We start from the raw sequence: 19279 nt of genomic DNA on the forward strand, positions 1-19279 counted from the left end.
TGTAACCTCCTGAATTAAAATAGATGAAACACGTGCGGCAAATCATTTTTTCATTTGATCGATTGAAATGGCTTCGTCAAACAACTCCACTTCACGAATCCGGCCCGAAAAATGACATTGCGGACCTTTCCCCAAGCTCAGTGGAAGCATACTCAAGTCCCCTCTGTTCTCATTCTGGAAAGTAGCGGAAGCAATGAATTGTCCGTCCAGATACAGCGAAAGCTGCTCCATATCATAGGTGACAACAGCGCGGTGCCAGCCGGAGGATAACCCAAAATCGCAAGTGGCAAGCGGGTCATTCCGCAAGCTCCATACTTTCCCGCTTGGAAGAGTGCCTGCAAAAAGCTGGCCTTTATAAACAGCCATCGACCATACACGACGCAGAAGAACATCAAGCTCAGGCGGCTCCAGCACACCAACCAAATCCCATGACGAACCTCCGGCATACCGATACACCTGCCCGCCCGGCAAGGTGCCTCCATATAGACGACCGTTAAATACCGATACACCCATCACTTCTTTTTCTTCTCCCATAAGTCCTAAATCACTCCATGAAGTGCCGCCTTCATATTGCAGCATGCGTGCTTCAGGCCAAATTCCAGTAAGCAAGGCATTATGAAATACTGTAAAACAATAAACTTGATCGCAATTCGTCAACTCGCTGCTGCTAATCCAAGGATCCTGCAAGGTTCTGCTCCATATCCCCATGATTTCATTGCATCCCGCAAACAACCGTCCCTGAAAAGGCGTTAACGTCATTGTTCTCGTGATGCCTTCAGGTCCAGGAGCGCCAAGCGGCTCACAACTTCCGTCAGCGTCAAAAGCGAAGATCCCGTGGGGATAAAAGGACATCGCAATCAATTTTCCGTCATATACCGTTAAAGCACCTATGCTGTCGTTTCCTTCAATGGGCAGTTCACCGAAATAGCTCCATGTTTGTCCGCCTTCATACCGGTAAATACGCCCCCCGGCCACCTGATTGGGCGATTCGGGTAAAGCCGAACCAGCCGCTTTATAGCGCATAGTCCCCGCATACAGGCTGCCGTTGAATTCAGCCATTGACCAAACCGAATTGCTATCATCCGGGTTACCGCAATCCACCCAGTTCCCATCCTCACCAAGCTTGTATACCCGGCCGCGATGATCACGTGCATCATCATAAATACCTGCATAGAGATCCCCTTCATGAACGCACAAGGAACAAACCATTTTCCCATTCCCTGGACAGCCCCAATCCTTCCATTCATCCGCTGCAGCTCCCGTGCTCCATCCGAACTGCAAGTTGCGCCAGTTCGCCTGTGTGGACGTAACACCCGGCTGTGACAAAATAGAGAGGTGCCACCCTGTCATCCGTTCTTCAGAGTAATGGCTGCATAATCCTCCTGGAAGAAATCCGTGGTCATCATCAATTTCAAATTCCAGTGATAAGCTAAAGGGAGCCCTTCCATCCGTCTCCTCTATATGCGGAAGCTCAATGCTTGAAAGTTTGCCATCGAATATGGCCGCTTCCTCAAACCTTACGGCCTGTGTGATCCCATGACGTTCATATGATGTAGTGTCCTTACTATCGCTTCTCAGCGGCCAATGTCCGATCCGTTTTGCATGTTTATAAAGTGGTTGTTCCTCCCGTTTGTCCATACCTGCATCCCCTTCTGTCCTTAGTAAATGTTCCTACTCATCGGCAGAGGGAAAGACTGCTGCTATGCGTAAATCCGCTCGCAACAGGTAATCCCCTCTCTTTTAGCGCCGAGCCTTGATCCTGTATTATTTCTTTTGTGCTTCAACTGCCTTCTTCATTAAGGCTTCTGCTTCCTCTAATAATTTGGCAGGATCAAGCTTACCTTCTACAACATCAGTAATGGCTTCCGAGAATAATTTATCTGCTTGAGCTTTGGCTGGATCTGTTAGAGTTACTTTTCGCATATTATTTTCCGATTTCACTTTATTATCTTTGATATATTGAAGCATCGCTTTAGGTGCATCAGGCAATTTATCCAAGCGTGCCGCATCGTCTCCATAATCTTTGCGTAAAGGCAATTGTCCGCCTTTCTCACCAATCAAGACTTGAATGTCCATATTGAACATCCAAACGAGGAATTCCTTCGCCCATTTTTTATTCAGGTCTGGCTTGTTAGCCCATACGTAGAATGAGCTTTGTGGTGTTTGATACATCCATTTGGTATCTTCAGCTTTAGATCCGAAAGGTACTGCCATGTAGCCCCATTGGAATCCTTCAGGTGTTGCTTCCTTCATTTCATTCTGTACCCATACGCCAGTGGAAACCAATGCTGCATCACCCTGTAATACTTGCATTTGGGACTGTGTATGGTTGAGTGCTGCAATTCCTTTAGGGAAGAAGCCTTTTTTTCCAAGTTCATAAATGCGATTCATCCGCTCTTTATTTTCTTCTGAAGTAAACGAGGGCAAATTATAATTACGGAAGTTGGTTGTGAATTCTTCTAGTTTCCCTGCATGATCCGCAAGCTCGAACGATTTAACAGGACCAAAGGCATAATCAAGATAATACGTATATTGTCCTGGGAATGTGATGGGAATGACGCCATCCGATTTGATTTTGTCCAGCATCTGAACGAACTCATCCCAAGTTTGAGGGGACTGGTTCCAACCTTTTTCTTCGAATAGCTTCTTGTTGTAGAATAGACCTCCGCCATTGCCAAACAGTGGTAAAGAATAGATCTTGTCATTAATCCGCTCAACAATATCAAGTGTTCCTTCCTGTACTGTTTCCTTGAAAGTTTTGCCGTCTGCATCGTATACTTTATAATCCCATAGCTCATCTAACGGTTCCAGCTTACCTGCTTGCACGAGTGAAGCTGTTGTGGCGGCTCCCCCTGCAGGGCTTCCATTGTATAGATCAAACATTTCCTTATCATTATCAGCTGCAATTTTCGTTTCGATAATTTCTCCAATCGTCGGGGAGGAGAGTGTATCGATTTTGACGTTCGGGAATTTGGCAGTGAATGTGCTAACCGCTTGATCGTACCACTCCTGCCCCATGCCAGCTAAGAAAAATCCTACCTTCAGGGTCACTTCTTCATTTTTCGGCAAGCCGTTCTCTGGATAGGTTTCCGTTTCTGTTGCTGATCCAGATGGCGATGGATTGTCCGAAGGACTACTGGTTGGTTTAGTCTCACTTGAGCTGCAAGCAGCTAGTACCATGGATAATGTAAGTAATACAGTTACTAGTAGTGTTGCCATTCTTGTTCCTTGCTTTGTTCTCCTCTTCGTTCTGTTCAATGTAAACCCCTCCTAAAAATAATGTAGTGCTCTCTTCACAGCCTATCCTTTCACGGCCCCAATCGTAGCTCCATCCGAAATTTGACGTTGGAATAATATATAAATGATGAGAGATGGGATCATGGCAATCGCCACACCTGCAAACAGGGTAACCCAGTCTGAAGTGTACTTCATCATTTGATTGGCTTTATACATGTTAACCCCAATTGTGTATTTGCTAGGGTCACTCAAGTAAATAAAGGGTTGCAAGAAATTATTGTAAAGCCCCAGGAATTTAAATATAGCTACTGTCACGATCCCTGGCGTAGATAACGGAATAATGATTTTCCAGAATACCTGGAACAAAGATGCTCCATCAATGCGGCCGCTTTCTTCGAGCTCACCTGGCAAAGACATCATGAAGCCGCCTAGCAGCATCAAGTAGAACACGCTTTCTCCGAAACTATCTAAAATAATCAATCCTGTTAAGCTGTTGGTCAGGCCCAAATCCCGCATGAGAATGTACTGTGGAATAAGAGCATTGATACCCGGAAGGAATAAGGACATCATAATTAAACCCCAAATGAATTGTCTTCCTTTAAATTTCATTCTAGTTAACGCATAGGCATTCAAAGTCGTTAATAAGGTTCCCAGCACTAAGCTGGCACCGACATAATACAATGTGTTCAGCATAGCTTTTCCCATCTCGTAAGATAACCACGCCTTCTTATAGTTGCCCCAATTCAGCTTACTTGGCAAGGACCAAATATCCTGAAAAAATTCACGATTCGTTTTCAGTGATACGTACAACAGCCAGACGATGGGAAAGATGATCGTAATTGCCCAAATCAGCAGCAATGATCGCCATAAATAATCAATGGGTGTTGTTTTCTGCTCCATAGCTAATCCTCCCTTCCGTTTCGGAATATCCGTTTACACACTAGTACTCAATACTCATTGCCTTCCGAAGGTACAAATTTGTCAATGATTAGCTTAGCAAAAACTAACACAACGAACAGTACTAACCCGATTGCAGAAGCATAACCATAGCTGCGATAGCTGTCTCCGAAAGCAAGCTTAAAGATATAAAGTCCAATAACGTCGGTTGAACCTGCTGGTCCGCCATTGGTCATAATCAGGACCATCTCAAAGCCTTTCAGCACGCCAAGTGTCAAGAAAATGATGGAAACCCTTACAATTGGCATAATGAGCGGAAGTGTTATTTTGAATAAACGAACCGAGTGATTAGCCCCTTCAATTATCGCTGTCTCATAGAGAGAAGATGGGATGGAACGCATCGCATTCATAAAAATGATAACGTACAACCCGACACCGCTCCATACCATGGGCGGAATTAAGCTCCATAATGCTGTTTTCTTATCCCCAAGCCAGTAGAAATTCTGATTGTCAATTCCAATTGTCTTCAAAAGACCATTCAATAAACCATAGCTTCCGTCATATATGAATGCCCACAGCAATGTCACTACGACAATGGCTAGAACGTTCGGAACGAAGAACAAAATTTTGTAAATGGCCGCTTCTTTGTAGCCTTTATTCACCAACAAATAAGCGATAACAAGGGAAAATAAAATCGTAACTCCTGGAGCAAAAATCATCAGAAGAATATTATGATAGATCGCTCTGCCAATAAAAGGGTCCTGGAACATATGCTTAAAGTTATCGAGGCCTACAAACTTGGCAGGGCTCAATCCGTCCCAATTCAAAAATGCGTACCAGACAGACATCAGATTGGGATAAAGTGTAAAAAGCAAATAACCCAACAAACAGGGTCCTACAGCAATCATAATAAACCACATTCTTTGAACACTTTCTTGTTGTCTCCACACCTTGGTTTTGACACGAGTGCTCTTTAACTCAATCGCTTCTTTTGGCATTTTTTCACCTCCTCCTGATGTGTGATTCTTTTCGCTGAGTGCTCTCTTTGTTCCGCTTTCAATCTATCATGAATGAAGAATTATCGTACATACACGAATATTTTACTGACGGTCGTTTTTTTACGAAACAGAAAAAACCTTGATATATCAAGGTTTTCACGGGTTCCTATATAGTCTTTTTCAAAACCTGATATTCAGCTTACTGCGGTTTGCGATATTGACCTGGTGTACTTCCTGTGTACTTTTTGAACGCTCTTGTAAAAGTTATCGCATTTGAATAACCTACTTCTTCCGCTAATTCCTGGTTTGTTATCGACTCATTTTTTTGTAAAATTACAATGGCTTGCTCGATTCGGACCTGGGATACATAATCGATAAATTTGACTCCGAATTCTTCCTTGAACAATCGGCTGAGATAGCTTGCGTTCATACCAAACTCACCATTTAGATGATTCAATGACAGCTCTGGATTCGCAAAGTGCTCACTGATGTACGACTTCACTTGTTTGATTAATTGATGATTGTTCTTGCTCGCTCTTAATTCGTTCATTTGCAAAGCAGCTTTCTCCAAAATGTTCCCGAATCTTAGGCAAATCTGATCCAATGTTTCTTCCGATTGGACGACTTGTTTCAACTGAGCATGAACATCTCCCCAAGGATCACGGAATTCTGCTGGAAGATCTTGCATTTCTTTATCCAAGTAATAAACGAAATAGTCAAACAGACTCTCAATGGAGGAGCGATTGAAAACATACAACGACAACGTGTCTGCCAAATCCGCATACTGAATTTCCCACTCCGACTCACCTGCACGAAATTTCTGGCACAACATCCTTATAGACTGTTGATGATGGAAGTTTTCACTTGTTTTCCAATTCGCCCTCTGTCTCATGTCAATGACCCGGTTCACACCTAATGAGATTTTACATTCCAAACCAAGGATCACTTGACGTGCGGCAGGAGCAATATGGGTCAAGCCTGCTGCTTGATCTGCCATACTTACTGTAACCGTGAAGGACATATTGTCCTGCACCCATTCTCTGATTTTGTCAGCAAGCGGACTAATTCGCTCTCCCAAGAAATCTGGCGATGACTGTGATGATTCGTCTTCTATCCGGCGAGAATCACTTTTCTCGGCTGATAGACTAAGAGCAGCCTCATCCTCCAGAAAGTAAAGGCAGGCTAGCCGATGATGATCCAACCATTCACACCAAATTGGAATGTGCTGCTGATCTGCCATTTCTTGCGCGGCCGATGCAACTACATGCTTCAGCAGCTGCTGATCACGATGCGAATACCGGTTGCTGAAAGAAGAAAAACAATCAATTTCAAGCACAGTTACTGCGATATGATCTGTTGGAAATACAAAGCCATACTCACGCAGCTCCTCCTTAATCTGCTCCGTTCGATGATCGGGAATGCCCTCTACGAGACTCAAAAAAGTATGTTTTTTGCGATAGCCTATATTAGTAAGATTTTGCTGCTGCAAATCAGAAGAGTACGCCATCAAATCTTCCATGGCATGCTCAATGAATTTCAGTTCATCCATCGAATCCCGCGTTTTCAGTTCTTGTCTATGCTCTTCTGCGTAGGCCGAAATTTTGGATGCCATCGAAACAAAGGGACGATAGTTGCGGCGCGAAATATATACCAGCCAAATAATACCGCCGGCTAATATCATAAAACCAAGTCCAATCCAAATGTAAAAGAGTGAGGAGACCCATTCCACGACACCTGTCCCATCACTTCCAGTTCGTATACTCCAATTAGTATAAGTAGATTGCACACGTGACCATTCCTTGCCATTCGAAGGAGCCGCCTCGTCACCAGCAGTAAGATTCACATTTCGATTGGATGTAATTAATTGTCCATCTTGATCGATCAAATCTACAAAATACATGCGTGCATCGGACATCGTCCGGATCCATTCACTCAATTTAGCTGTACTGACATTCACGACTATCAAGCTGCGATCGGATAAATTCGCAAACTTCACCAATGTAATCACTTCTGTGCCTTTCGAGTCACCAAGACTCGTTTGATAGATTCTACGCTCCTGCCATTTAAAGGGCGATTTCGTAGAAATCTGAGTACTAACAAAGGTGCGGTCACCAAATTCATTCAGCTTGGTTAAGGAGGTTGGCGTTAATACCAAACTTTCTGTCGTTCGCAACAAATAGATCGAATGAATGAATGCATTGCGCTCCATCAATTCGTTCAGAACTGCCGCTGCCCGATAATCATCATTTGGACTGTAGTTTTGCTTGTCACGCTGAAAAAATTGCTTGAGAAGATCGTTTTCAAGAATTTCTTTCACTGTCATGCTTTCAATGTTCTCAAGTATGTTGTCCAGAGATTGCATAATCGTATAGGACAATACTTTGCTCGCATTGTGTGCTGCACGCTTGGACACTTGGGATAAGGTCAAATAAGTAATCAATAAAATACTCAAGCTCACTACGAATAGTACAGGCAGATAAGACAGCAATAACCGATTAAACCATCTCTTCTTCATCTTGCACCTCGATTAAATAATCCAAAATTTAAATCATCCAAAACTGCGTTTTTGGTCTTTTCTTTCTACAGGTATCCAGTATACAATGAGATCAGCTTGTACGCTTGGATTTCTTTAATGATTAAAGGCAAACTGGGGGCTTGATAAGGTGAACCGCATATTGAAAATTAGTTTGTCCGTATTTGCTGCCGCGATTGTAATCGGGGTGGGGCTGCTGATGTTTCCTATGCCTGATGGATTCGGAATAACAGGCAATAAAAATAAAGATGGAGCCATTGTAAATGCCAATGGTAAAACACAGCTGCATTTCTTTATCCCAAAACTGGATACGACTGATGAGATTCTACCAGAAGCAGATTTTATTCGAAGCTACATTGAGGAACAATTCCAAGTTGACCTCACCATTACTTGGCTGGAAGCCAACCACGGGTATAATACAGCGCTCTCCTCTTATCTCATCTCGAATAACCCGCCAGATCTATGGCTCAATCTCTCGGATGACGATAGTGTGGTTGCCGCAAACAACAATACCGTAGCGGATATCTCCTTCTATCTGACACCGCAGCATATGCCAAACTATTTTCGCTATTGGATTAGTGAGAAGGAGCTGAAAGAATTCCAGCTGCCAAATTCATTCTTGCGTGCACCTGTGCCCTATGATCATAAATCATACCGGTCTTACTACATTCGCAAAGACTGGCTGGATCATCTGAGCCTGGACGTTCCAACTAATTATGAGCAATATGTGCAAGTATTGCAAGCGTTTACGCTTGATGATCCGGATGGCAATGGGTTAAAAGATACGTATGGTTTTACGACATCGGGTAACAGCTCGCAATTATCAACAGATTGGCCTGAATTTGTGAAGCATGACTTGATCTTCCCTTATTATCTTAATGAGAGCGGACAATTAGTCGACATGCAATCGGATTTGCGTGTCGAGCAAGTCATTGAAGATTTACTTCATGTCATTCGATTAGGAGTAGTTGATCCCGATTGGTTCCTGAACAAAGATGGGCAGCATATCGACAAAGCGATTCAAGGAAAAGCAGGTGTGGTGCTGTCTGAACAAAAGACGTTCGCTTTCGATTCTTATCCGATGAGTGTTCAGAATCGAACGAAGCAGCTTGATCCGAATGCCGAATGGGTGCCGTTCAATCCTTTTGGCCATTCCCCTTTGAGAGCAGGAGCCTATCCCCTCCATTCCTTCGTATTCTCGAATATGGCATCAACGGATCAGAAAATCAAAATGACAGAAATATTGAACTGGCTTAGCAGTGAAGAAGGCTTCATTATGACTCACTATGGGCAAGAGAACATCCATTACAAGCGAACTGGTTCTACTATTACACAGATCCAACCGCCGAAGCACCAAGAAACATCCGCTGTAATTCCTACGCAGTGGCAGTTTTTCACACCAGAGTCACCAGAAGTGTTCGGATTGACGGTGAATGATCCGATGCTTACTGCTCGTGATCAGGGTATCTTACAATTTATCACGCAAATCCCTGTTCTAAAAGGGGTTGGTACATCATTGACACCTCCCATTGATATCAGTGTTCAAACGATGCGCAAGAAGCAGAATGAATTCCAGACCAAATTGCTATTTGAAGAACGCTCCGCTAAAAACTGGCCAGCCTATCGGGATATTCTAATGAATCAGTATCAGGGCAATACGATTTTCAAGCAGTATTATTATAAAATCAGACAAGCGGATCCTCAGCAGTGAGAATTCGTCAAAGATCATGAATGCGCAGGAATTGCGCCATTTAAGGACATCATTACACCCTATTCCTTGCCATCTCCTCGTTTGTGATGTAATAAAAACAAAGCAGATCAAGCGAGGTGAAGCTGGTGAAATGGGAAGAGATTACCAAACTACATCCGAGTCGTTTAGTGTTGGTGGAAACGATTAAAGCGAGCTCCAACAACCGAGTGCGGAGTCTTGAAGATATGGCAGTTATTCAGGATTACGATGACCCTCAGGAAGCCTGGAGCGGTTATAAGCATTTTCATAAACTGTATCCGATGCGTGAATTATACGTCTTTCATACCAGCCGTACCGATGTAGAGGTTGTTGAAGAATTTTTCTCAGGAGTGCGGCAGCGCACATGAATATTCTCCTAGCTATTTATTTAAACTCAAGACCCTGACAGAGCAAGTATCTGCCAGGGATTTTTCAGGTACTCTGCTTCCACTGCCTATGTAACAGAAGAGCCCTCTTCTGCCAACCCGGGTATGGGGTGGGAAAAGAGAGCTGAGTCGAAGGCTATAGGACATCGCAGGGGGTTATATCTTTAACTCCCCAAGCTTGATTAGCTCGACAACCGCTTGTGAACGACCTTTAACGTTTAGCTTTTGCATCACATTGGAAATGTGGTTCCTGACTGTCTTTTCACTGATGAATAGCTGCTGCGCAATGTCTTTAGTTGTCTTGTCTTGGACCAGGAGTTCGAAGACCTCGCGTTCCCGATTGGTTAGTAAAAACTTGCTTTTGTGGTCGTTGCCCATGGATTAGTGTCACCCCTCCTTGCTCGGGTATTGGGAGTTACAAGGTAAAGGGATACAGTCAAATTCATTTTATGAAGGGCTGTTAATATTGGTGCGATTAGTCCTGTAAAATGGGCGGTTTATTGCAAACTATTTATTGGAGCACGAGCAAAACCATCATCAGGTCCATACTTCCCGCCTTCCTCCAGCCCCCCCTCGATAGCGAAAGTCATTTCTTTTCATGGTATACTAAGTTGAACAACTATGTTCTAGCAATGACACGGTTTGTCATAGATAAAGGACGGGATCATCCAAATGAAGCGTCTTCCGAAAAATATATTCAACCTGGCCTTTTTGCTGGCCGCATTCATCCTGCTGGCGCTTTTTGCAGCTGGCTGTACGAGCTATACAAAGGTGTCAACTGATCAGCTCAAAAATTTCCAAAAGCAAATTCGCGCGGAACATGCACAGTTAAATAGCTTACAGGTTCGCTTCTCTCCTGCATCCCTTCAGTTTACATACTCCCTCAAAAAGGAGATTGATGAGACTGAAAGGCTGGACATATTTTATAAAACGAAAGAACTGCTGCTCAGCACACAATTTCAAAGTGAGGTCATCGAGGGAAAGTTTTTCAAAAAATATTTTACTGAAGAACGCATTTATCCGCAGGCCTCAATTTCCTTCCAAATACAAAAAGAAGCAGAATCGCAGGCCACTTTTCATTCCAGTTATTATCAAACAAGTGATGTTTCAAGCGAAGAAGCCAGGCAGCTCGTGGATGGATATCAAACCTGGTCGTTTTGGGATTATAAAAATGATCCTGTGACCGTCCCGCCAAGAGAGTAAAAAGGATGTAAAACGCATAAATAAACCTGATAAAAACGGATACGAGGAGCTGATCTGGCTTATGGCTGACGCTGGAATTCAAGAATACGGATTTCATCCCGTTTTGGAAAAGTGGTTCATAGCGCATTTCAAGAAACCGACTGCTGTTCAAATTGAGGCCTGGAGGCAAATTGGGGAAGGTTCACACACACTCATCTCATCACCTACCGGTTCAGGCAAAACGTTAGCCGCTCTGCTACCCTGTCTGGACCGAATTGCCAAAAGCAAGCTTTCCTTCTTGGAAAGCAGTTCCGAAAACAGGTTAGAAAACAGCACGAAAAACAAAAGCTTCGGCTATAAACCCGGAGTTAGGGTACTGTATGTAACGCCGCTTAAAGCGCTTAATAATGATATTGAGCAGCATCTTTTTCGCTTTCTGGAAGAGATTGAACACACTGCCATTCATATGCCGGTGGAAGCCGGGAGTAAGGAGCCCGGCCATGCTTGGGCGGGTATTTCCGTAGCTGTCCGCACAGGAGATACGAGCAGAAGTACCCGCGCTTCGATGCTGAAGCAGCCACCTGATCTGCTAGTGACTACGCCAGAGTCACTCTATTTGCTGCTCACTTCACCGCGGGCACGCGAGATCCTGAAAACCGTGGAGCAGATTATCGTGGATGAAATCCACGACCTGGCAGCGGACAAGCGGGGCTTGCATTTATCGCTGACGCTTGAGCGGCTTGCGGTCTGGTGCGGCCGGCCCGTGCAGCGGATCGGCGTTTCTGCCACCCAGAAGCCGATCGAGAGCGTGGCGCAATTCCTTGGCGGCTGGGAGAATGACCAGCCGCGTAAGGTAGCGATTGTCGAGAGCATCGCCGACAAACGCTACGAACTGCTGGTGACAATGCCGGAACCAGCGCTTAATCGCGGCGACAAGGAGGCGGTCTGGACGCCGCTTGTCGAGCGGATCCTGCAGCTGATGGAAGGCTGCAGGACTGCACTTGTATTCGCGAACAGCCGCAGGCTCTGTGAGCGGCTAACCTTGCGGCTGAACGACCATGTCGGTCATGAAATCGCAAGGTCTCATCACGGCAGCGTAGCCCGCGAAAAGCGGCTCGAGGTCGAGCGCCAGCTGAAGGCGGGCGAGCTCCGCTGCCTCGTGGCTACCTCGTCGCTGGAGCTCGGCATCGACGTCGGCCATGTCGATCTGGTCATCCAGATCGACTCCCCGCTCAGCGCGGCCTCCGGCATCCAGCGCATCGGCCGTGCCGGCCACGCCGTCGGCGACGTTAGCCGCGGCGTGCTGCTGGCGCGCAGCCGCGGGCTGCTGCCGGAGCTCGCCGTGCTCAGCCGGCGCATCAAGAACAGGGACATCGAGGCCATCCGCATTCCGCGTAATGGACTTGCTGTCCTTGCCCAACAAATCGTCGCCATGGTGGCCATGGACGACGATTGGAATCTCGCGCGGCTCGAACGCATGCTGGCGCAAAGCGACAGCTACTGTACACTGCCGCCCGAGCGCCTGACGGCGATGCTGCAGGTGCTGGCCGGCTTCTTCCCGTTCGTGCGTCCGCTCCTCACCTGGGACCGCGATACCGGCCTGCTGCAGCGCCTGCCTGCTACCCCGATGGCTGCGCTCATCGGGGCGGGAACCATCCCTCAGAGCACGGCCTTCCCCGTGCATCACAACGAAACCAGTCTTCATCTCGGCGAGCTCGATGAAGAATTTGTACACGAGTCGTCTGTAGGCGACGTCTTTCAGCTCGGTACCGCTTCGTGGCGCATCGTCCGTATACGGCATGACCGCGTCTATGTCGCCGAATCCGCAAACCGTTACAGCGAGATCCCCTTCTGGCGCGGGGAAGCCGGAGGCAGATCGTATGAGCTCGGCAGGCAAACCGGCGAGCTGTGGCGGGAGCTGAGCCAGCGGCTTCAGGCTGGAAGCGGGGAATCTCTTGGCGGCGACGGGCAGCCTTCGGCAGCGAGAACCCAGAGGGACCTGGACGCATTGGAATGGCTGAGCACCGAATATGCTTTTGATGCTGAAGCAGGCCGCAGCCTGCTCAATTTAATACATAGCCAGCTTGCTGTGAATACAGTCCCTACAGATCAGACCGTAGTCATTGAGGTATATGCGGATGAGCACAACCAGACACATGTTGTGCTGCACAGCCTTTTTGGGCGCATCTTCAACCGGACATGGCTGATGGCCATTGATAAAAAGCTCAGACACAAAAACTGCCCGCCCATCTTCACGAACGCCAAGGATAACGGGATCGAGCTTATTTTTCCGAATGATAGCGATGTTATTATCCAGACGATCCTTTCATTGACAGCCGGGCAGGCTGAACGGTTAATCATTGATGCCATCGCAGAATCGTCGATGTTTCCTGCAGTATTTCGCCGTTTAGCGGAAACCTCGCTGCTGCTCTCCCGCAGCTTTACCCGCATGCCTGCCTGGAAAAAGCGCCTGCGCAGCGAAGAGCTGCTGAAGGAAGCAATGCCTTATAAAGAGGATTTTCCACTGCTGCAGGAAACGATGCGGGAATGCATCGAAGAGCATTTGGATATTACGAATGTCAAACAGTTACTTACCAGCATCGCTCTCAAGCATACGCATATAGCCATCCACCGCAATCACTTTCCGTCTCCGCTTGCCGGTCAGTTCATGTTCGATTACACAAGCTCCAAGCTGTATGAGTCTGATGGGCTTACGCGTGAATTGCAGCTGGAGCTGATGGGCTTTAGCCGGCAAATCGCTGGTGAGCTGTTCGGAACCGAAGCGCTTAAGCAAGCTGTCGATCCCGAAGTGATCAAAGCTGAAGAGCAGCGGTTGGAGGGCTCTGATCAGCCTGCACAAAGCCCCGCTGACCTGCTAAGGCAGCTCAAGGAACGGGGGGATATGTCACTGGCGGAGCTTCGCTCCTTCGCAGGAGAGCCTACTAAGGGCTGGCTGAATGAGCTTCTCAGCCAGCATTCGATAGTATCACTGCCATTTCCGGGAGACACCCGTTATGCTTGTAAAGACGAATCCGAGCTCTATGCAGTCCTTTCCACCTCAGAGAGTGCCAGGCTCTTTATTCTCAAACGTTACACAGAAAACAGGCTGTCCTTTACAACAGCCGAGCTGGCTGATAGATATGGACTTCCCGCAGAAATTGTCACTGCATGGATTCAAGCCGGGGTCGAGCAAGGCTTTCTGCAGCAAGCCCCTTTTGCCATTTCCCAGACGGAGGCGCTCTGGTCAAGCACGAAAGTAGCTTCGCGGCTGATCCGCCTGTCCCTTCAGGCATACCGCCGCAACCGCGAGGCCCTGTCTCCACTCGTTTATTTGCAGCATCTGCTGCTGCGCCAAGGTTTGACAACTGTTTTATCCCGGGGAGCGGCGCTGAAAGGTTCTTCAAACGAAGGAGATTCCTTCCGTGATGTGATTCGCAATTTGGAGGGATTTTTTCTACCGCTCTCCTTATGGGAAGCAGTACTTTTTCCGGCACGTATGCCTGCTTACAAAAAACAGGATCTCGACCAAATGTGCGCGGCTGGTGAGGTTTTTTGGGTGGGACGTAAAGATCCTGAGGAAAAAGAAGGCAGAATCGCTTTTTTCCTGGCGGAAAGCTCCCTGCTCTTCGAGCCTTTCATACCAGTAAAAAAAGAAAGTGCCCACCCCGCACTTCTGGCTCTGCTTCGTGAGCGCGGAGCACGCTTCTTGAGCAAGCTGGCTATTGAGACGGATCAACAACCTTCCCTGCTGCTAAGCGAGCTGCTGGAGCTGGTATGGGAGGGCCACGCCGCCAATGATCAGTTCTCTCCACTTCGCCTGCATGCGCAAGGCGGGAACAAAAAAAACGATAAATTCCATTCCGGGCTAGGGCGCTGGTATGCCTTTGAAGAACCGACACCCGCCTACAATGCAGAAGAGTCCGCCGTCAAATGGACGCATCATCTGCTGGAACGGTACGGCATTATTACTAAAGATCTTGTAGCGGCGTTTTCTCCCTTTTCGTGGGACACAATCATACAGGTGCTAAAGCAATTCGAGGAGTGGGGTATCGTTGTACGGGGTCTTTTCATTGAGACATTACCGCAGCTTCAATTTACTACCAAGGAATTTCTGTCTTCCCTGCAGCAGCCCACATCACTAAACCATACAGACGGGCTTATCCTGCTGCCTTCCGTAGATCCTGCCAACCCATTCGGGTTGATGCTTCCCTGGCCTACTGAAACAGGAATATCCTTCTCCCGTAAAGCCAACAACTATTTAGTTCTTAAGGGAAGCCAATGGATCTACTGGATCGAAAATAATGGCAGGCGCATTTATCGCATGGATCAGTTAAACCAAGAAACGCCGAAGGATTCGTCCGCGGAGCAAGATAATCAAGATAACCTAGATAATCTTGATTATCTAGGTTATCTTGATCGTGTGACTAACTTATCAAATTTCTCTAATTTATCTGCCTTATCTGACTCCTCTACCCTCCATATTCAAGAAGAGCTCAGAACCATTTTCCAACTATGCCTGCGTCAGCAAAGCCTGCGCAAAATCGTGGTCGAAGCATGGAATGGAACCAAAATTACTGAAGCCCCTCAGCGTGAATATTTGGAACAGCTTGGAGCCGAGCGCGACAGAAACAGCTTTGTTCTTTGGCCTAGCCAACTGGGCTGATCAATTAAGAGAAGTTGCTCTGCTTTGTCATTCAGATTACCCGCCTTGCACTTTCTTTGTATCTGGCAGGACACCTAAGGTAAGGCAGGGTAAGGCAGATAAGGCTGGGCAAGGCAAGCCCCCCTAAGCTTTGCGTGCAAAACAAACTGTTTGAAGCCTGCATAAGTGCAGGAATTATTACTTTTCAGCGAACATATGGCCCAAAAAGATGTAAAGTTGCAGGTATTTCAGCCGGGGATGATGACCTGTAAGGATCTGTTACTTTTAGCGATGTTTTTCATCGCTAAAAGTAACAGGTCGTCTCCACATCCTCACTTTAACGATGAAAACCATCGTTAAAATCCCTTTTATCTACCCTTAAAGGCCATCTGTCCCGTTTTAGCGATGAAATACATCGTTAAGTCAAGCCCACGCTACATTTCGGAGGTGGGCGGGCTGCTTATTATCATTCTTCCTCCCAAATCCCCTCCCTCTCAGCTTGAAAATGCCGAACACGACATGCCAGCTCATACGGACTGCCAGCAGAGGTTGCTCTCCTGAGGAAAAGGGATAGTGACGGTAGGGAAAACGACGCTTCCTTTCTGATTCCTTCGAGTATTAATTGCACTATCGGTCACTTTATCACTGTAATGATATATCACTGTAAAGTGGTGTCAATGCAAAATCCCACTGTAAATATAGAAACTGCTCCCTCCAAGCTTCCCCCAAAAAACTTATACGCGAATAAAAACATAACAAAAAACAAAAACACCCCAAAATGGAGTGTCCTGTTGATCTACTTAACTATTTAACTATCTATTTAGTTATCATATCTATACACATCTTTCATAACTTCCATTTCAGCTGTCTATTACAGTCTTCTATTCGTATTAATATCCGTCTCATAGGGCTCATAAGATTCATAGGAGCTGGCATTCAATGAATTGTTAGTCCGGAACGTATTGTATGCATGGGGATCACGTTCTGCATGGGAATCCACAAGCACCAGAATATTTCCTTCTTTCACGTAGTTGTTGTAAATTTCGACCTCATCCTCTGGAATGCCGAGTCCTATTAATCCACCTACCAGGCCTCCGGTGCCAGCTCCTACTGCTGCTCCAGTTAAAACCGCGGCAATAGGTCCGGCTGCTATAATAGGGCCCACCCCTGGAATAGCCAGTGCACCGATACCTGCCAACAGCCCCGTCACTCCTCCTAAAACACCGCCTGCCGCAGCTCCCGTAGCCAAACCTTCCGGTGCCTTAGATCCAGTCGTCTCGGTGACCGCGGATACCTCATCTCTATCTTTTGCAATAACGGAAATATCCTCTGATCTGTAGCCCTGCTGCTTCAAACCTTCGATCGCATTAATGGCCTCATTTTCTGTGTGAAACACGCCAACAATTTTCTTTTCGTTCATGGATATTACCTCCTTAGCATTTTGTAGAAATTTTGTTTGGCAAACTTTTTTCATAAAAATTATAAACAATCGTCTAAAATGTTTGCTTAATTATGATTTTTTTGACTTGTTTATTACTTACCCTGAAATCAAAAAAACGAAGCATCTCTGCTTCATTTGATAATTTGGATGCGAGTCAATGGGACTTCCTCATCGATCCCTTTCAACGAAGAAGAGAACGTCTCCAGCTTAATATGATTGCCTTCAAGAAGCCGTCTGACCTGTTCATAATTCCTGCATTCATCACTAATGATGACATCGCCGCCGCGGCTGAGCCCTTCAATTCTTGCCGCTATATTAACTGTCCGGCCAAAATAATCAAGCCGTTCGTTGGAAGTAACCACAATCGCGGGACCGTGATGCAGCCCTATTTTGATCACAATAGGACTCTTATCGAGAAATGACATATTGAAACTGTCTACATGCCTCTGGATATCCAATGCTGCTTGCACAGCATGCTCAGGCTTTTCAAATATAGCCATGACAGCATCACCGATTGTTTTTACAAGCGTGCCTTGATTCAGGTGAATCCATTCTAGCAAAAAATCGAAATAACGCCTCACCTTCCCGTAAGCCTGCGCATCTCCGACATCCTCGTAATAAGCAGTAGAACCAAGCAAATCGCTAAAAAATAGCGTTACACTCTCCACCCCAACCTGCTGACCGGGCGCAAGCACCTCGGAGGAAAACATCCCCCGGAATTCATGCATCGTCGTTACTTTGGCGGCCGTTACTTTCTCATCTGTCCAATCACACTTCTCCAAAGCAATGGCAATTTCCGTAGTGCCTCTATTGATGATTTGAAGAACAGTTCCCGCTTCAGGCTCGTCCAGCTGCCGGGTTGACCAACCCGTTTCTGAGAAAAACAATTCATTGTTCCCATAGGATGACCCAAGCGATGATGGTGATGGTGATGGTGGCGATACTTGTGATGAAAGGCGACTATTAAACCTGACGATATGATTCGATTTAAGTGTTCTTAAACGATATTGATCGCTTGTGCCCGGATAGACCATTTCCGTGCTTTCTCCCGGCTGTAAATAAGCCTGGGCATAAATATGCGGCGTCAACATCGGTCCACCTATGCAAAACAGTTCCTTTCTCGCACTCCGGATAGTCGAATGAACGGTAAAGCAAAGCTCCACATAGCGATCAAAATTGGCTTCATAATTGATTCCACAAAAATCACAGTGGAACTGGACGGAAAGCTTCGACAAGGTCTCTACCTGTGACTTGGAAACCCGGCAATTCGGACAAATTAGATGCCAGCTCAAGTTGGTAATGCCTACTTTTGTGGCATATAAAAACAGCCTCAGCGCCTCTTCCCTTGATGTGCCCCAGATAGGAGCAAGCTGATAAGGATGCATATCCACCACTTCATCGTCACCGCTATTTTGCAAATGCTGCTTCAAAGATTCGGTCAGTTCGGGATGCACCGGCATTTTTTTTAGCTCTGCTATTAATCGGTCCAGTTCTTGTGTATGAATGCTCGATCCAGGAGCTGCTTGTGGCTTTTGCTCACTTTTTCCTAGCTCCAGAAGCTTCAAATACTGCTCCAAATATTTAATAACCTTACGCATTGAACCAGCGCCAGTTATGGGAATAACAGCTACTCCAAGTGCATTAGCAGGTGTAAACTCGCTGAACAACCGTACTAAAGTCGCCGGTTCACCATTCTCTCCTTTTGCATCGCTAAGCTCAATCCCGCCATAGAAACGTTGTAAAGGACCATCCTTATATTCTCTGATAACAGAATAGTAGGTATTTTTCTCCCATTGAAAGGGAGTTTCGTTCCACCGCATCGGAATTAGGCCTCCCACCTTGGCCAGCATTTCCCGCAGCAGCCCTCCATTACCTATAGAAGGAAGAACCATCTGGACGTTAAAGAGACCAATCATTTTGTTCAAGTGGTTCGTATCACTCAGAAGCTCCCAGACTTTATGCCGCGGCAGCCCAAATATATGTTCAATTTTGTACTTTTTTGCGGGCCAATTCATATCCTTACACTCCTCTGACTCATGCCGGGATCGGTTAGTATTATATTGTTAGTATTCTGTTGTTAGTTTCGGTAGTGGCTGTAACAACTCCTTTTCGCTACGCGCTTATATATTATTTTTCTTTGCTGTATCTTTCCTATATCTTTCGTTGACAAGAAGTGTTAAAAGTTATAAACTAATTTTAGTACCTGGTACTATTATTTGATACTAAAAATTTGT

The 19279-nt window shown here is 46.1% G+C and carries 12 protein-coding genes; 4 read left to right on the top strand and 8 right to left on the bottom strand.

What is annotated here, in order from left to right; genetic code table 11:
* Window positions 1–42: 42 nt before the first annotated feature.
* The 5 genes from J2Z66_RS23675 to J2Z66_RS23695 all read right to left on the bottom strand — a co-directional run bounded on the left by J2Z66_RS23675 (window position 43) and on the right by J2Z66_RS23695 (window position 7647).
* Window positions 43–1638, bottom strand: coding sequence for a LamG-like jellyroll fold domain-containing protein (locus J2Z66_RS23675; RefSeq protein ID WP_209975040.1), 1596 nt, complete (start codon window positions 1636–1638; stop codon window positions 43–45).
* 126 nt (window positions 1639–1764) lie between these two features.
* Window positions 1765–3258: a type 2 periplasmic-binding domain-containing protein gene (locus tag J2Z66_RS23680; RefSeq protein ID WP_245375788.1), complete on the bottom strand. Its 1494-nt coding sequence runs from the start codon at window positions 3256–3258 to the stop codon at window positions 1765–1767.
* 42 nt (window positions 3259–3300) lie between these two features.
* Entirely contained in the window at window positions 3301–4137 is an 837-nt protein-coding gene (locus J2Z66_RS23685; protein WP_209975041.1) for a carbohydrate ABC transporter permease, read from the bottom strand.
* Window positions 4138–4184: 47 nt separating this feature from the next.
* Window positions 4185–5132, bottom strand: coding sequence for a carbohydrate ABC transporter permease (locus J2Z66_RS23690; protein WP_209975044.1), 948 nt, complete (start codon window positions 5130–5132; stop codon window positions 4185–4187).
* A gap of 199 nt (window positions 5133–5331) precedes the next feature.
* Complete coding sequence (locus tag J2Z66_RS23695) at window positions 5332–7647, bottom strand: AraC family transcriptional regulator (protein ID WP_209975046.1); 2316 nt, start codon at window positions 7645–7647, stop codon at window positions 5332–5334.
* 148 nt (window positions 7648–7795) lie between these two features.
* On the opposite strand from J2Z66_RS23695, the gene J2Z66_RS23700 reads away from it, so the two are divergent.
* Window positions 7796–9376, top strand: coding sequence for a type 2 periplasmic-binding domain-containing protein (locus J2Z66_RS23700; protein ID WP_209975048.1), 1581 nt, complete (start codon window positions 7796–7798; stop codon window positions 9374–9376).
* Between the two features lie 224 nt (window positions 9377–9600).
* Entirely contained in the window at window positions 9601–9762 is a 162-nt protein-coding gene (locus J2Z66_RS42900; RefSeq protein ID WP_245375789.1) for a hypothetical protein, read from the top strand.
* A gap of 174 nt (window positions 9763–9936) precedes the next feature.
* On the opposite strand, the gene J2Z66_RS23710 is transcribed toward J2Z66_RS42900, so the two are convergent.
* The gene (locus J2Z66_RS23710) at window positions 9937–10158 is read right to left on the bottom strand and encodes a helix-turn-helix domain-containing protein (RefSeq protein ID WP_209975050.1); all 222 of its coding nucleotides are present in this window, start codon (window positions 10156–10158) and stop codon (window positions 9937–9939) included.
* Window positions 10159–10452: 294 nt separating this feature from the next.
* Between J2Z66_RS23710 and J2Z66_RS23715 the strand changes: the two genes are divergently transcribed.
* Window positions 10453–10983, top strand: coding sequence for a hypothetical protein (locus J2Z66_RS23715; RefSeq protein ID WP_209975052.1), 531 nt, complete (start codon window positions 10453–10455; stop codon window positions 10981–10983).
* 61 nt (window positions 10984–11044) lie between these two features.
* On the top strand, window positions 11045–15625 hold the full coding sequence (locus tag J2Z66_RS23720) for a DEAD/DEAH box helicase (RefSeq protein WP_209975054.1): 4581 nt from the start codon (window positions 11045–11047) through the stop codon (window positions 15623–15625).
* 850 nt (window positions 15626–16475) lie between these two features.
* Here J2Z66_RS23720 and J2Z66_RS23725 read toward each other — a convergent pair.
* Together J2Z66_RS23725 and J2Z66_RS23730 are read right to left on the bottom strand one after the other, a co-directional pair.
* Window positions 16476–17024, bottom strand: a complete 549-nt coding sequence (locus J2Z66_RS23725; protein WP_209975056.1) for a general stress protein — start codon at window positions 17022–17024, stop codon at window positions 16476–16478.
* A gap of 152 nt (window positions 17025–17176) precedes the next feature.
* Complete coding sequence (locus tag J2Z66_RS23730; protein WP_209975059.1) at window positions 17177–19060, bottom strand: adenylate/guanylate cyclase domain-containing protein; 1884 nt, start codon at window positions 19058–19060, stop codon at window positions 17177–17179.
* Window positions 19061–19279 lie beyond the last annotated feature (219 nt).

This window comes from Paenibacillus eucommiae, from assembly GCF_017874215.1.
GTDB classification, from domain to species: Bacteria; Bacillota; Bacilli; order Paenibacillales; family NBRC-103111; genus Paenibacillus_AI; species Paenibacillus_AI eucommiae.

Bases quoted from the DNA above. Each gene is read 5' to 3' on its own strand.
- J2Z66_RS23675 (WP_209975040.1), bottom strand. From the start codon at position 1,638: ATGGACAAACGGGAGGAACAACCACTTTATAAACATGCAAAACGGATC.
- J2Z66_RS23685 (WP_209975041.1), bottom strand. From the start codon at position 4,137: ATGGAGCAGAAAACAACACCCATTGATTATTTATGGCGATCATTGCTG.
- J2Z66_RS23690 (WP_209975044.1), bottom strand. From the start codon at position 5,132: ATGCCAAAAGAAGCGATTGAGTTAAAGAGCACTCGTGTCAAAACCAAG.
- J2Z66_RS23695 (WP_209975046.1), bottom strand. From the start codon at position 7,647: ATGAAGAAGAGATGGTTTAATCGGTTATTGCTGTCTTATCTGCCTGTA.
- J2Z66_RS42900 (WP_245375789.1), top strand. From the start codon at position 9,601: ATGGCAGTTATTCAGGATTACGATGACCCTCAGGAAGCCTGGAGCGGT.
- J2Z66_RS23710 (WP_209975050.1), bottom strand. From the start codon at position 10,158: ATGGGCAACGACCACAAAAGCAAGTTTTTACTAACCAATCGGGAACGC.
- J2Z66_RS23715 (WP_209975052.1), top strand. From the start codon at position 10,453: ATGAAGCGTCTTCCGAAAAATATATTCAACCTGGCCTTTTTGCTGGCC.
- J2Z66_RS23720 (WP_209975054.1), top strand. From the start codon at position 11,045: ATGGCTGACGCTGGAATTCAAGAATACGGATTTCATCCCGTTTTGGAA.
- J2Z66_RS23725 (WP_209975056.1), bottom strand. From the start codon at position 17,024: ATGAACGAAAAGAAAATTGTTGGCGTGTTTCACACAGAAAATGAGGCC.
- J2Z66_RS23730 (WP_209975059.1), bottom strand. From the start codon at position 19,060: ATGAATTGGCCCGCAAAAAAGTACAAAATTGAACATATATTTGGGCTG.